General features: G+C 60.9%; 10 protein-coding genes and 3 pseudogenes. 12 read left to right on the forward strand and 1 reads right to left on the reverse strand.

Annotated elements, in window-relative coordinates; all coding sequences use genetic code 11:
- Window positions 1-254 precede the first annotated feature (254 nt).
- From WJ12_RS01930 to WJ12_RS01940, 3 genes are all read left to right on the forward strand, one after another.
- Window positions 255-797: a DUF6622 family protein gene (locus tag WJ12_RS01930; protein WP_059557089.1), complete on the forward strand. Its 543-nt coding sequence runs from the start codon at window positions 255-257 to the stop codon at window positions 795-797.
- Between the two features lie 14 nt (window positions 798-811).
- A complete protein-coding gene (locus WJ12_RS01935) occupies window positions 812-1,006 on the forward strand; it encodes a hypothetical protein (protein ID WP_156444751.1) in 195 nt (64 codons plus the stop codon).
- Between the two features lie 108 nt (window positions 1,007-1,114).
- Entirely contained in the window at window positions 1,115-1,318 is a 204-nt protein-coding gene (locus WJ12_RS01940; RefSeq protein ID WP_034189859.1) for a hypothetical protein, read from the forward strand.
- A gap of 59 nt (window positions 1,319-1,377) precedes the next feature.
- Here the strand turns inward: WJ12_RS01940 and WJ12_RS01945 are convergent, their stop codons facing one another.
- Window positions 1,378-2,178: a transporter substrate-binding domain-containing protein gene (locus WJ12_RS01945; protein ID WP_034189797.1), complete on the reverse strand. Its 801-nt coding sequence runs from the start codon at window positions 2,176-2,178 to the stop codon at window positions 1,378-1,380.
- A 327-nt stretch (window positions 2,179-2,505) separates the two neighbouring features.
- Between WJ12_RS01945 and WJ12_RS01950 the strand changes: the two genes are divergently transcribed.
- The 9 genes and pseudogenes from WJ12_RS01950 to WJ12_RS37165 form a co-directional block, all read left to right on the forward strand.
- On the forward strand, window positions 2,506-5,685 hold the full coding sequence (locus tag WJ12_RS01950; RefSeq protein WP_069245531.1) for a type VI secretion system Vgr family protein: 3,180 nt from the start codon (window positions 2,506-2,508) through the stop codon (window positions 5,683-5,685).
- A gap of 53 nt (window positions 5,686-5,738) precedes the next feature.
- The gene (locus WJ12_RS01955) at window positions 5,739-10,409 is read left to right on the forward strand and encodes an RHS repeat-associated core domain-containing protein (protein WP_082744682.1); all 4,671 of its coding nucleotides are present in this window, start codon (window positions 5,739-5,741) and stop codon (window positions 10,407-10,409) included.
- Window positions 10,410-10,421: 12 nt separating this feature from the next.
- On the forward strand, window positions 10,422-11,072 hold the full coding sequence (locus WJ12_RS35710) for a hypothetical protein (RefSeq protein WP_154233824.1): 651 nt from the start codon (window positions 10,422-10,424) through the stop codon (window positions 11,070-11,072).
- A gap of 60 nt (window positions 11,073-11,132) precedes the next feature.
- A pseudogene (locus WJ12_RS01960) lies at window positions 11,133-12,548 on the forward strand (RHS repeat-associated core domain-containing protein); the annotation flags it as partial.
- A 2-nt stretch (window positions 12,549-12,550) separates the two neighbouring features.
- The gene (locus tag WJ12_RS01965) at window positions 12,551-12,802 is read left to right on the forward strand and encodes a hypothetical protein (RefSeq protein WP_059557545.1); all 252 of its coding nucleotides are present in this window, start codon (window positions 12,551-12,553) and stop codon (window positions 12,800-12,802) included.
- A gap of 305 nt (window positions 12,803-13,107) precedes the next feature.
- Window positions 13,108-13,258 (forward strand): annotated as a pseudogene (locus WJ12_RS37160) (RHS repeat-associated core domain-containing protein); the annotation flags it as partial.
- Between the two features lie 366 nt (window positions 13,259-13,624).
- Window positions 13,625-13,978 (forward strand): hypothetical protein, encoded by a 354-nt coding sequence (locus tag WJ12_RS35720; RefSeq protein WP_156444766.1) that lies wholly within the window; start codon window positions 13,625-13,627, stop codon window positions 13,976-13,978.
- A 265-nt stretch (window positions 13,979-14,243) separates the two neighbouring features.
- Window positions 14,244-14,672, forward strand: a complete 429-nt coding sequence (locus WJ12_RS01970) for an NTF2 fold immunity protein (protein ID WP_167361862.1) — start codon at window positions 14,244-14,246, stop codon at window positions 14,670-14,672.
- 26 nt (window positions 14,673-14,698) lie between these two features.
- Window positions 14,699-14,954, forward strand: a pseudogene (locus tag WJ12_RS37165) (RHS repeat-associated core domain-containing protein); the annotation flags it as partial.
- Window positions 14,955-15,282: the final 328 nt, after the last annotated feature.

The following is a 15,282-nucleotide window of genomic DNA, read 5'->3' on the forward strand; positions in this document are numbered from 1 at the left end:
GACGAACGGCGCGCGGCTTCGACGACGTGCGTCGGCGGCCGACGGCTGGCCGGCTATCGCCACGAGTGTCGCGGAGCGTCGCCCGGAGGGATAGCGGATGGCGCCGGCTCCGCGCCGAGGGGGCCTCACCGGACGACCATCGCCACGACGCGCAGCTCGTCCGCGGATTCCGGCCGCCCGTCGCAAGCCGCGCCGCGCGCCGGGGCTGCGCAGTACGGTGTCGGCGTGTCCATTCCGATCAGGCGACTTCGACCATGTCCGCGCTCCTTCATCTGAAGCCTTACGTGTACGTGATGTTCTGCGTGCTGCTTTACATCGGCATCAAGCGCTGTTTCCCGCGCGAGGTGCCGGCGATGCGACCGCTGATTTCTCCCGTCGTATTCGGGATGCTCGGCATCGTCAGCCTGAACGGTCTGTTTCCGCACGCCGGTGTCGATGCGAACGCGATTGCGCTGGCGGCCGTGCTGGGCGGCGCGTCGCTGGGCTGGCTGCACGCGAGCCGGTGGCGCCTCGAATACCGCTCGATGCCGTCGGGCCTGCGCGTGCGCCTGCCCGGCGACGCAAGCCTGCTCGTCACGCTGATGGTGACCTTCGTCGCGGAAACCTGCATGCATTATGCAGTGGCCGTGCGGGCGCCATGGGCGGCGACGAGCGGCTTCGAGATGCTGTCGTTCGCCGTCTGGGGCGTGCTCGTCGGAATGACGCTTGGGCGTGCACTGAACGTGGTCGTGCGCTGCATGCGCCATGCGAGCGGATCGGGGCGTGGCGGCTTCCCGTATTCGGTCGATTCGCGATGACGGGCGCGAGCTTGATGCAGTTCGTCGTCAACTGGATCCGCATCGAAACGCCAGCGGCGCGTAATGCGGACTATTTCGCTCCCGTTTTGCTGTCACGGCCGCGTCACGATACGCCCATAAGGTTGCACGTTTTCGTCGCCGCGACCCCGCCCGACGGAGCCGTGCGCAACCCGCGCCGCGGCGACGTGCCCGCATCGCGGGCCGGGTAACCGGGATCTCGCTCCGGCAGCCTGGCGGTCGCGCATCGCACCCTTCCATTCGCAAACACGATCGACGCCGGTTCGAACCGGATCGCGGCCGGTCAGGAGACAAGCACCATGCTGAGTCCGCACGAATTCTCGATGCTGTTGCGCATTGCGCGTGCGCCGGACAGCGTCGATCAATCGAATCCGGCCTTTGCCGTGCTGGTCGAGAAGCGTCTGGTCGACGATACGCAGGCGCGCATGAGCGCCGTGGCGGCGCGTCCGGCGCTGACGCCGATCGGCCAGATGTTGCTGGCGCGCTTCGACGAAGCGGCTTGAGGGGAGGCGTCACGCGTTCATCGAAATGAACGGCGTGACGCATGGAAATGCCGGGCGTCTTATTGTGCGACCGGCACCGTTACATCGCTGCCGAACCAGTGCATCGAGATCTTCTTCAACGTGCCGTCCTTGTGCAGCGAATCGAGCGCGTCGTTGATCGCCTTCTCGAACTTCGGATTGCCCTTGCGGAACGGGATCGCCATTTCCTGCTTGCCGCCGTTCAGCACCGCACCCGCGCGCAGCGGCAGGTTGGACGTCTTGATCATGTACGGCAGCATCAGCCGATCGTCGAGCGTTGCCTCGATCCGGCCCGCGGCGAGGTCGCGCAGTTTCTCCGGCGCGCCCGGATACGTCTGCACCTCGATACCCGGCACGGTGCGCGCCATCTGGTCGTAGTTGGTGCCGAGCGTCACGCCCAGCTTCTTGCCCTTGAAGTCGTCGAGCGACTTGAAGTTGCGCGTGTCGTCCTTGCGCTGGATCAGCTGCGCGGCCGAGTACGTGTACGGCTGGCTGAAGTCGAGCGCTTCCTTGCGTTGCGGCGTGATCGTGACCTGGTTGACGATCACGTCGAACTTGCCGGCCTGCAGGCCGGCGATGATGCCGCTCCATTCGGTCGGGACGAACTGCGTCTTCACGCCGAGCTTGCCGGCGACCGCGTTCGCGACGTCGACGTCGAAACCCTCGAGCTGGCCTGACGTGCCGCGCGAATTGAACGGCGGATACGTGCCCTCGAGGCCGACGCGCAGCACGCCGGCTTTCTTCACGGAATCGAGCAGGTCTTCCGCGTGTGCGGCGACGGCCGTGAAGCCGAGGGCAGACGCGAGCAGCAGGCCCGACAGCAGGAACTTCGAACGTTTCATCGCAGATCTCCAGTGTTCAGTGTCGTGTAGGGAGCGCCGGGTATCGGTTGGACCCGGATGAGGCCGGAATACGGGCACGTAGACACTACTCGCAACCGCGCCGCGCCGGAAGTCGAATTGGCCCTGATTGCAATCGATTTCACCTGGCGGCGAGGGCGGAACGGTTCGGCGGGCGGCAGCGCAGGCGAAGCGCGGACCGATTGGATGCCGGGTCTTCAAATCCGGCCGGTTTACGAAGATGCCAGTAAATTGTCTGTAAAATCGCGCGAGCGAAGTCCAGTGCTCGCGCCATCCGAGGGCGCGTCAAAAGAAGAAAAGGCCGTAGCCATGAACATGCAGAACACGATCGCCGCGTTGCGTGGCGGGTTGCTTCAGCAGGACCGGTTGCTGAAGCTCGATACGCCCTTGGGGGGCAACGTCCTGACCGTGCAGCGGGCAGTCGGCCGCTCGCGCATCGGTCGTGCGTACGAGTTCACGCTCGACGTGCTGTCGACCGATAGCGATCTGGAACTTAAAAAGCTGATCGCGCAGCCCGTCACGCTGTGGATCGAGCAAGGCGACCGCAGCTATCGGCCGATCAACGGATACGTGCATACCGCGCGCCGGCTGGGCGCCGACGGCGGGCTCACGACCTATCAGCTCACGTTCGCCGATTTCACCCATTTCCTGAAGTTCCGTCGCGACCAGCGGCTCTGGAACGACACGACCGTCGACCAGATCATCAGCGACGTGCTGAACCAGCATCCGCAGGCCAAGGGCCATTTCCGCTTCGCGCTGTCGAAGCCGGTGCCGAATCGCTCGTACACGCGCCAGCACGACACCGACTGGCATTTCGTGCATCGGCTGATGGAGGACGAGGGGCTCTTCTGCGCATGGCAGCAGGCCGACGACGGCAAGTCGCACACGCTCGTGATCACCGACAACCTGCAGGCGTTTGCGCCGCTGTCACCGGAGACGGTGAGCTTCTATCGCGGCGGTGCGGCAAGCGGGGCCGACGCGTTCACGCAATGGTCGGGCACGCGCACGCTGCAGAGCGTCACGCGGTCGACGCGCACGTTTGACTACAAGAACCCCGCGCAACCGTCGAATCCGAAAGGTACGTCGCTGCCGACGATGGCCGGCCAGGGTGAACTGCCGGACCAGCTCGAGGTGTACGAGTACACGGGCGCTTACACGTATCTGGACCAGACGCGCGGCGACCATCTGACGAAGGTACGGATGGAGGAGTGGGAATCGCAGGCGAAGCGCTTCCACGGTGCGGGCGGCGTGCGCGCGATCGACGCCGGCCGGCGCTTCACGCTGGCCGAGCATCCCGAGCACGATCGCGATTCCGCCGATCAGCGCGAATTCGCCGCGATCGAGGTCGCGTGGTGGATCGAGAACAACCTGCCCGTTGCGAGCGACAGCGCGGACTTCCCGTACAGCCTGCGCGAGGCATTGATCCAGGCACAGGACGGTTACGGCGCCGATCCTGCGTTGCGTGTCCCGCACGACGACGGATCGACGGGCTTCTATCTCGTCGAGGTCGAGGCGCAGCGCGTGAGCGTGCCGTATCGCAGCCCGTTCGAGCATAAAAAACCGGAGATGCACCTCGAAACGGCAATCGTCGTTGGACCGCAGGGCGAGGAGGTCCATACCGACGAACTGAACCGGATCCGTGTGCAGTTCGTATGGGACCGGTTGAATCCGGCCAACGAGAACGCGTCGTGCTGGGTGCGCGTCGTGCAGTCGGATACGGGCGGCGGCTACGGCGGCGTGCACGTACCGCGCATCGGCGAGGAAGTGCTGATCGACTACGTCGGCGGCGACTGCGACCGGCCGCTGGCCGTCGGGCGCGTGTACAACGGCGCGAACCAGCCGCAGTGGCATAGCGACGGGATCCTGTCCGGCTACCGGTCGAAGGAGTATTCGGGCGGCGGCTACAACCAGCTTGTGATGGACGACGCGACCGGGCAGAACCGCGTGCAGTTGATGAGCAGCAGCGCGAACAGCCTGCTGCACCTCGGCTACCTCATCGACCAGAACGGCAATTCGCGCGGGTCGTATCTCGGCAGCGGGTTCGACTTGCGCTCGGATGCGTACGGCGCGGTGCGGGCGAGCCAGGGCCTTTACGTGACGACGCACCCGAAGGCGCCGAACAGCCAGCCGCTCGACGTGAAGGAAGCGCAGCAGCAGCTCGTGACGGGTGAAAGCCTCGTCGAAGCGATGTCGGGTGTGAGCGAGCAGCATCAGGCGGAAAGCCTGAAGGAAGCGCACGACACGATGCGCGCGTTCACCGACGCGACGCAGGACAGCAAGTCGGGCAGCGCGTCCGGCGGGCGCACGGCCGGTGGCGGCACCGGAAGCGCGAATGCGTTCAAGGAGCCGGTGATGCTGTTCGGCAGCCCGTCGGGAATCGGGATGTCGACGCAGCAGTCGGTGCATGTGGTCGCGAACGATCACGTGAACGTGGCGAGCGGGCAAAGCGTGCATGTCGCGGCGGGCAAGTCGCTGATCGGGAGCATCGGGCAGAAGCTGAGCCTGTTCGTACAGAACGCGGGGATGAAGCTGTTCGCGGGCAAGGGCAAGGTGGAGATCCAGGCGCAGTCGGACAACATCGAGGTGACCGCGCAGAAGGCGGTGAAGGTCGTGTCGGCGACTGACCGGATCGAGATCGCGGCCGATCAGGGGATTCTGCTGACGAGCGGCGGCGGGTATATCCGCATTCAAGGCGGGAACATCGAGATTCATACGCCGGGTGCGGTCGATGTGAAGGGTGCGTCGCATACGTTCGTGGGGCCGGCGAGCATGGGGTATCCGTTGCCGAGTCCACGGCCGGATCAGCCGGGGCAGCTGGAGCTGTTTCACAAGTACGTGAACGGCGAGGCGGTGAAGGGCGGGCTGTTCACGGTGAAAGACGTGAACGGTGCGGTGCTGAAGAAGGGGGCGCTTGACAACAGCGGCTACACGGTCGTGAGCGGGCTGCCGCCGGGTGCGGTACGTGTCGAGTTCGGGAAGGATCCGCGCGAGTCGGATCAGCCGGCGAACTATTTCAAACAGGCGAAATGGCCAGCGGAGCCGGTCGAGCCGTCGCCGGAGGCGGCCCAGTCAGCGGCAACGGGACAGCTTGCCAGCCAGTTGCAAGGGATGGCCCCTGCTGCTGCGACGGCAGCCGTGGGGCTCGTGAGCGGTGGCGGTGCAGGTGCAGCGCTGGGCGGACTGGCGAGTTCCGCGTTGCCGGCTGCGGCGGGCGCGCTGGGTGGAGCAGGTGCAGTCTCCGCGCTGCAGACGGCGTCGAGCCTGGGCAGCGCCGCTAAGCAGGTGGCCGGGATGGTGCAGGCGGCACGGCAAGGCGGACTCGCGGCGCTGGCCGCGCCGGCGGCGAATGCGGCGTCCGGGGCGTTGCAAGGCGCATTGCCGGGCGTCGCCGGTATCGCGGGCAAGGGCGCCACGACCGTCGCCTCGGCCGCGGGCGCGACGGGCATGAAGCTGCCGACGAGCGGGTTTGGCGGACCGCTGAAATCCTGAGAGAGCGGCGGCTCGTCAGCCGCCCGAATATAACGAACTGAACGAAGAACGACATGGCACAACAACTTCCGCCGGGCGCTGAGAAGGAACAGGCCGTTACCTGGCTCAGCGATGTTTCTCCGAAGGATGTCGCCGCGGTCGGCAACCGCTTCGATGCGTGGTTGCGCAAGATCAGCGGCAACCACATCACGTTCGAGGACGTGAAGACGTTTGCCGGTGCGGTACCGATCATCGGCAACATCATGGCAATGGTCGACGCGCTGGGCGATATTGCCGAGATCATCGAGAAGCGCGGCGGCCAGGTGCTCGACTACATGAGCCTTGCGATCAACCTGCTTGGCATCATCCCGGTTCCGCCGACGCTTGCGCCTTTCCGGATGTCGGCGCGCCCGCTGCTTGCGCTCGTTCGCCACGAATTGCTGATGACGCGCAACAACCTCGGCGCGGCGATCATCTCCGTGCTGGTCACGCATATCAACGCGACTTGCGCGACCGAGATCGAGGATTTTCTCAACAAGCTGAAGTCCGGCCTCGTCGAACTGCTCAACGGATGCGCATCGACGTGCCAGGAGCTCATGCTCGCGCTGGCGACCGGCATGGACAAGGCGCTGCACGGGCAACTCTTCGACGCGAACGCGAATCTGAAGCGGCAGCAGGAGATCGCAAAGAAGATGGCGGACGAGCGGCCGTGGTACAGCCCGAGCCGTGTCGGCGACGGCATCCAGTTTGCGTACGAGGGGACCAAGGCGCTGGGAAAGAAGGTTGTCAACAAGACGGCGGGCACGGTGGCGAAGCTCGCGCCGGATGCGTGGCTCGAGCCGTTTCGCGGCACGGTGACGTTCCTTCGGACCGAAGCGCCGAAGATCGCGGCGTCGATTCGTTCGCTTGCCGGCAGCGAAGAAGGCAAGATGATGTGGCTGGTCTTGCAGCTGATCGAGGCCGTTGGCCGCGTCAAGGCGCGCGCGAAGCTTCATGAGCAGAGTACGGACGTCAAGGCGAACGGGAAGAGCCAGGCGAAGAAGACGCGGGAGCAGGAAGGGCTGGAGAAAGTCGACGGACAAGCGCCGGTCGAAGGGGCGGGGAGGAGCACGTGCAAGGCGTGCGGGCTCGGGGCATCGGAGGCATCAATCGATTTCGCGTTCGGCGACGAAACGTTCTCCCACGTGGATTTCGACCTGCCGGGCGCCATGCCGCTCGTTTGGGAGCGTACTTATCGTTCTCGTCTGTCGGCTTATGACAATGGTGAGCTGGGTGCGCGATGGATCACGCCCTATACGACGCGCATCGACATCAAGAACGGTCAGTGGATCTATCGCGATGCGGAAGGGCGCAGCATCGAGTATCCGGCACTCGCGGCCGGCGCGGTGCACGATGATCTGTCGGAGAACCTGACGCTGTCGCGGCTCGACGATACATGGGTGACGATCGCATACGGCCATGCCGTGCTGCATGTGTACGAGCGTCGCGGCGACGTGTTCCGTCTCGCGATGCAGAAGGACCGTGCCGGCAACACGATCACGCTGGACTACGATGCGCTCGATCGCCTGGCGCGTCTGATCGATTCGAGCGGCAATGTGCTCGCGTTCGAGCACGATCGGCATGGCCGGATCGTGCAGATCGAACACGTGCTCAAGGATGGTGTTCGTCGCACGCTGGCGAGCTACGAATACGATGCCGACGGCGATCTCGTGCGCGCGGTCGATCGCCACGGCAATGCGCGGACGTATCAGTATCGCCGTCACCTTGTGACGCGCTATACCGATCGCACGGGCCGCGGGATGACGCTCGAATGGGATGGCGCGGATGCCGAGGACAACGCAAACGCGAAGTGCATTCGTGAATATGCCGACGACGGCAGTCTCGATCTCCGGCTCGCGTGGAATCCGAACATCCGTCTGACCTACGTGACCGATGCGCTCGGACAGATGACGCGGTACTACTTCAACATCCACGGTTACGTGTATCGGATCGTGTATCCGGACGGTAACCAGGAGTGGTTCCGGCGCGATGCTCATCACAATCTGGTACTGCACATCCGGCAGGATGGCAGCATCGAACGGCGCGAATACGACGCGCGCGGCAATCTGGTTCAGCACGAACGGGCGGACGGCAGCGTCGTCGAGATGGCGTACGACGACAAGGATCAGATGATCCGGCTCGTCGACCCGAACGGGCACGTGTGGCAACGCAAGTACGACGATGCGGGCAACCTCGTCGAGGAAATCGATCCGCTCGAACACTCGACGAAGTACGAATACAACGACAAGGGCTTGCCGACGCAAATCATCGATGCGAAGGGCGGTTCGAAGACGCTCGAGTACAACGACGCGGGGCAGGTCACAAGCTATACGGACTGCTCCGGAAAGAAGACGGAGTGGCGCTATGACGATATCGGGCGCGTGATCGAGACAAAGGACGCGGCCGGTGGCGTGGTGGCCTATCGGTACGGCCCGAACGGGCAACCGACCGAAGTTCGCTCGCCTGCTGGCGTCGAGCAGGTCCAATACGATGCTGAAGGCCGCTTGCTCCGTCACACGGATCAGCTCAATCGTTCGACGCGATATGGCTACGACGCGGTCGGCCGCATTGCCAGCCGCGCCGATGCGCTCGGGCAGACGGTTGCGTATCGCTATGACCGCCTCGGGCGCCTGACCGCGTTGACCGATGCCAACTTTGCGACGTATCAGTTCCACTACGATCCGGCAGGGCGGCTGATCGAGGAAATCGGCTTCGACGGCAAGTCGACGCGTTATCAGTACGACAGCGAGAGCGGCAGTCTCGTTTCGATCGACGAAGCGGGTTGCGTGACGTCGATCGACGTCGATGTGAACGGTCGGCTGCTGAAGCGCGTCGCGGGGGAAAGCGAAGAGCGGTTTGCCTACGATCGGAGCGGCAAGTTGATCGATGCGGTGAATCGATACGGCCGCGTGCAGTTCTTCTTCGATCCGGTCGGCAATCTCGTGCGCGAACATCATGCGTACGACCTGTTCGGCGAACGACGCAGTTACGTATGGCATCACGAGTACGACGAACTCGGCAATCGGCGGCGTACCGTTCGGCCGGACGGCCATGCGGTCGACTGGCTGATGTATGGGTCCGGGCATGTGCACGGGATGCTGCTCGATGGCGAGGAGCGTGTGCAGTTCGAGCGCGATGACTTGCATCGCGAGACGGTGCGTGTGCTGTCGAGCAAGGTCGGCCAGCGCACGCACTACGATCCGGCTGGACGCGTGTTGCAGCAGACGATTCAGCGATCGACATCGCCCGCGCCGCTTGCCGAGCGGCGGTATCGCTATGACGTGGTGGGGCAGTTGTCGCGAATCGAGGACAGCCGCAAGGGCGGGACCGACTATCGATACGATCCGGTCGGACGGTTGATCGAGGCGATCAGTCCCATCGCGAAGGAACGGTTTGCGTTCGATCCGGCGAGCAACATCATCGATCCGGTGCGGACTGCGGACATGTCTGCGTCGCGTCCGAGTCCGGTGCGGCCGGACAGCACGTTGCCGGTTGGGGTGCCAAAGGTGCTTGGTAACCTGCTGAAGGCGTATGCAGGCATGCACTTTGAGTACGACGCGCGCGGGAATCTGGTGCGCAAGCGCACGCCGGCGGGTGAGCAGGAATACGAGTGGGATGAATTCAATCGCTTGCTGTCCGCACGGGTTGCCGAGACGTCGCGGCAGAGTCAGGCGCGGTATTTCTATGACCCGTTCGGTCGGCGTATTGCGAAGGAGGTGAACGGCGAGCGGACGGTGTTCGGGTGGGATGGCGACACGCTGGCGTATGAGAGTGACGGCGAGCGCGGCACGCACTATCTGTACGAGCCGGGAACGTTCGTGCCGCTGGCGCAGTATGTTGCGGGGCCGGTTGAGGGGATCGTGACACCGGAGTGGAAGAGTACCGACCGCTATGTGCCAGAGGAAGATCCGCTGCAGAAGGTGCCGGAGCGTCGAGGCGATGCGGCGGTGTTCTATTACCACTGTGATCAGATCGGTACGCCGCAGTTGTTGACGGATGCCAATGGAGACGTCGTGTGGGAGGCGTCGTATAAGGCGTGGGGGGAAGCGCGGGAAGTGATCGCGCGGGTGTCGAAGGCGGCGGGGATCGTGGCGAGGAATCCGCTGCGGTTTCAGGGGCAGCAGGACGATGAAGAGACGGGGCTGCACTACAACCGGCATCGATACTATGATCCGACATTTGGGCGGTTCATCTCCGCGGATCCGGTCGGGCTAGCGGGCGGTTCAAATGGGTATGAATATTCAGTCAATCCAATCGACAGCATAGATCCTCGCGGTCTAACTGCGGACCGGCTTGGGCGAAACCTTACTCGTGCAGGAAGACCTCTTCAGCCTGGACAAACGCCGCACCATATCGTTCAGGAAAATTGCCGCAAGGGCTCCCCAAATAGCCACGTGCAGAAGTCACGCGAAATTTTGGAGCGGAATGATATTGATATCGACTCCGCGTCGAACGGTGCTCGTTTGTGGGGTACTGGCAATGCTCAGGTCCAGGTGCCGGGACACCCTGGACGAGTAGCTGCTCGAGCGGATGGCACCTACCACGCAGGCGCACATATTCATGGCACAGATAATGATAAATTGATATATCAAGTACTCAAGGGCGTAGAGAAAAGGGGGGGCAATGTTGAAAATGCTCTTCGTGATATTGGACAACGAATGGAAAGCGGCAGTTGGAAGGGGACGTTTAATTGCTGTTGTGACTAGGGAGTCGAAGAAATGTTATTGGAAGAGCCAGTGGTCGAGAATATGTTGACCATGCTTCGGGAGAAATTTGAGTCGTATGACACGACGAATCTCTACCCTCAATATCTTGAGCTCAGGGATTCGATAGACGATTGGAAGTTTTCGTCCGGTGACTATTTTTCATGTCTTCCATATGAAGAGCAGCGACAGGGTTTCTCCGCGCCAAAGTTACTCAAGAAACGCTATGAGAACGTCGACGAAGCACGTTGGCTAGGAAAATACAGCGCAGGCTTCCGAAATGGACGGCATGTCGTGACAGTCATGCCAGGTCAAAAGACCGTTCGAGCGCTCAGTGCAGATTTGTACAGCGAAGACGATGGTGTAATCGATGTGTGTAGTATCACTCATAAGGGAATTGATAATCCGGAGAAGGTCGCGTCTCGTGTGACGGGTATTGCTCGAATGAAGCCGCTCGATGAATCTCGCAAGGTTTACGTCGCTGTGGGTGAGGGTGGGGCATTTTCGATTTATCTTTTTGAATACTCGATGGATGAAAAGCCGAAAACTGCGCTAGCGTTCTCGAAAGGATGGACGGGCGAGTCTCGGTGGGACTTCCATTATGGGCCGTCCGGCGAGTTAGATCGAATCACAGCCGGCCCAGCGACACTTTGGGCACGAGCGTAGTTGACTCTTTGCTGATGGCGCTCTGCGGCAATCTGGTGCGAGAACACCACGTCAAGATTTGTTCGACGATCGACATTGCCCGCGCCGCTCGCCGAGGAGCGATATCGCTATGACGCGGCCGGGAAATTGTCGTGGATCGAGGATAGCCGCAAGGGCGGGACCGACTATCGTTATGACCCGGTCGGGCGACTGATCGAGGCGATTAGTCCGGTTGCGATGGAGCGGTTTGCGTTTGATCCGGTGAGCAACATCATCGATCCGTGGTCCACCGAAACGCTGGCCTCCCGGTCGAGTCCGGTGCGGCCGGAAAGCACGTTGCCGGTTGGGGTGCCAAAGGTGCTTGGTAACCTGCTGAAGGCGTATGCAGGCATGCACTTCGAGTACGACGCGCGCGGGAATCTGGTGCGCAAGCGCACGCCGGCGGGTGAGCAGGAATACGAGTGGGATGAATTCAATCGCTTGCTGTCCGCACGGGTTGCCGAGACGTCGCGGCAGAGTCAGGCGCGGTATTTCTATGACCCGTTCGGTCGGCGTATTGCGAAGGAGGTGAACGGCGAGCGGACGGTGTTCGGGTGGGATGGTGACACGCTGGCGTATGAGAGTGACGGCGAGCGCGGCACGCACTATCTGTACGAGCCGGGAACGTTCGTGCCGCTGGCGCAGTATGTTGCGGGGCCGGTTGAGGGGATCGTGACACCGGAGTGGGAGAGTACCGACCGCTATGTGCCAGAGGAAGATCCGCTGCAGAAGGTGCCGGAGCGTCGAGGCGATGCGGCGGTGTTCTATTACCACTGTGATCAGATCGGTACGCCGCAGTTGTTGACGGATGCCGATGGAGACGTCGTGTGGGAGGCGTCGTATAAGGCGTGGGGGGAAGCGCGGAAAGTGATCGCGCGGGTGTCGAAGGCGGCGGGGATCGTGGCGAGGAATCCGCTGCGGTTTCAGGGGCAGCAGGACGATGAAGAGACGGGGCTGCATTACAACCGGTATCGGTACTACGATCCAGAAGTAGGACGGTTCATTAGCAAAGATCCAATTGGACTTGCGGGTGGGCTGAATGCTTTCCAGTACGCGCCTAACCCCATCGGTTGGGTTGATCCGTTGGGGCTCAGATGCGATAGTCCAGCAGAAAAACTTCGTCGGAAGCTTTCAGCGCTTGAAGGAGCACAGGCGACGGCTGATCGAACGCGTGCGCTGCCAGACGGACGTATCCGGTACTACGATAAAGAAGCGTTAGCCAGAACTGCCGGGCCGACGAGAGGACGATCACACGTCACCGAATGGAATCCTGCTACTGGTCAAGTCCGCAGTTGGGAAGAGACGTACGACCATTCTGGAGCAGTGAATCGCGTTCATCCTAAGATGAATGATGGCGAGGTTCTGGATTTACCACACTACCCGCCGACCAAGGCAGATATAGATCAAGGGAAGGCGACGCCGGGCGGCAGAGCAATTAATTGTCCATGTAGGTGCTGATGATGAATCAACGCGATGAAAAACTGAACTTGGTCACGGAAATAATGGAGTTCATCGAAACACAACCCTATGCCCCGGAAACATGTGCTCGATATGTTTATCTCAAGTCGCTTGATGCTAGGGCATATCGCTATGGTGATAAGAGGCTCGACACGCTGCTCGACACGATTGGTGGGATGAGTGCTGGAGAGGAGTTCGTCTATTCAAAGACTGAGCTTCTAGAAATGTTGAAGGCGTACTTGTCAGAAGCGTAGTAACGAAAGGCCGCTCGAGCGGCTCCTGGTATATATGTGATTGTCGAGGTCGGGGGAGATGGAAATCAGGTACGACGGGATCGACCATTTGATCGAGCAAACGGGGGGCGACGGCAAGATGGTGCGCTATGAATACGACGAGGTGGGTTTACGGATCGCGTCACCTTGAGGAAATTACTCAACACCCCGCAGCCAAAGGCGCACCGGCACCTAGCGAGTGGCGCAATGCGACTACGACGCGGGTGGTGTTCTGCGCCCAGGCAATGTGCTTCTCGATTGGGAGAGTGAAGGAGCGCGACTTATAGACGGGGCTCGCCTATAACCGACACAGATACTACGATCCGAGTTCGGGGCACTTCGTGTCCAAGGACCCGATCGGTCTCGCTGGCGGCAACAACCTCTATCAATACGCGCCCAATCCGACTGGCTGGATCGACCCGCTGGGGCTGGCTCGATGCCCTTGTGATCCGTGCTCGAAGTATGATGTTGGTACGTACGACGATCTCAAGAAGCGTTCAGCTTCTGGCGACGGCCTCGATATTCACCACGCGATGCAAAAACACCCAGCCGCCCAGGTTGTTGCTGGCTACGATCCAAAGACTGGCCCGGCCATAGCTGTTCCTGCTGGTGAACATGAACAAATTCCGACACGTAAGGGCGCGTATACGGAAACGGCGAGAGATTTGCTAGCTAGCGACATCAGAGACCTGAGACAACACACTGGCGCTTCTAACAAGTGCTTGCAACGGCTCATTGCGCTCAACAAGGAAATGTACCCAAAGGCTTTTAAGAAATAGTATTCACGTAAAAAGGACTTCAGTCATGAATACAGAGGAATTCGTTGCTGCGATCCGGACGCATGTACAGGAGCAGGCGACAAGTGATCTTGTGAGAACTTTTACTGCCCCTCCGGGGCGGCGGCCTCGTGATCTGCTGATCAAGGTTTCGGAGTGGCGGGCTCGTTTACCGAGCGATGAACAACGGCTACTCGACGAAGCGATAGCAGAATCGGTTCGCGTTGCATTATTTGGTCTCTTTGCTGTAATCGACGGGTCAAGGGTCGTTGACGAAAATGTGGATCGGTTCATTATTACTGCTGTAGGCTACGACGGAGTTCGAACAGAGCTTAATGAAGATACCGCAGTCGACCTTCACAGTGAGTTTGCGCCTGATTGACGAGAGCCTTCGAAGGGAGCAGTAAAAGAACAAGGGCCGCGTAAGCGGCCCTTGTTGTTTCTGGTCGCTGATGTCCGGAAATAGACCAACGCGCGGTTACTCGTTTCTTCCCTGATAATGCGAGTTCACGCGCTGCGGCTCGAGCCTTTGGATCTGGCTCAACCAGACCTGATTCAATTCTCTATCAAGCTAGGATAAATGGTGTTACGCACTCGCGGACGTTTGCGAATCCTTGTCCATGCAAATGCCCATGACTGGAGATGAAATGACGCCCACTGAACGATTGACGACCTTTATAGCGGATATGCTGCGTTGGGAGATAGCGCTTGAGGCGAAGCGACGAGCCCTGAGAGGCAACCAGGACTCATCGGTGCGTGAGCAAATGTTGACCGATGCTAGAGAAGCGCTAAACCAGATTTTTATGGAGCACCTCAGTGCCGAGGCGCTTGCTACGAAGGCGCAAAGTCGCCTCGATTTGTTGCCTTCTGGTCGTCCGCCAGAGTTTGAGCAGCAAGTGCTGGATGATACAGAGAGCAAAGTCGGTAAGACGATCTACATCGAGACGTTCAATGAAAGAGGACTCGCTCAGCGTCTCCGTTACGCGCTCGTAATGGAGCACGGTGAGCCGAAAATTGACGCCGTCTACGATTGGCGTCGGAGTACGGGTAAATGGGACAAGCAGGATTCCATCTAGAGTGAGTCACCGCGCCACATGGTGCGGGTGAAGCAAGGGCGGTTATCAGCAAAGCGGCTCGCAATGTAGGAATCAGGAATCCACTGCGCTTCGCGGACCAATTGAGATGCTGAAACGGGGTCGCTCCAGCTGCACTATAACCGGCATCGGTACTACGACCCGAGCAGCGGCCGCTTCATCTCGAAAGACCCGATCGGCCTCGACGGTGGCTTCAACGTCTATCAATATGCGCCCAACCCGACCGGCTGGATCGATCCGTTAGGGCTTTCGAAGCAATGTCCTAAATGCTTGCCTAGCTGCAACGATTACGCGTCTCAGGGGCCGAAAGATTCAACTGAGATGGCCCAAGAACTTTCAAAGCAGATCAACCAAAATTCGATAACGTTCTCTACGCCCACAACACAAGGCCACATTGATCTGAAAGGGGCATCGCATTTCGATAAGGCCAAACTCCGTGTAATTCGGTAGATTCGGCCCGTGTGCCTATCCTGCACTGGATCAAAAAGGTTCAACGTTGATCTTGATTGGCTCCAGCCGCCAAAATCGGTCAACGTGTACTTACTCGTTTCTCCACGATCGGGGAGAAACGTAGCGTCGGCCGTCGGAGTGG

This window comes from Burkholderia seminalis, assembly GCF_001718535.1.
Lineage (GTDB): Bacteria > Pseudomonadota > Gammaproteobacteria > Burkholderiales > Burkholderiaceae > Burkholderia > Burkholderia seminalis.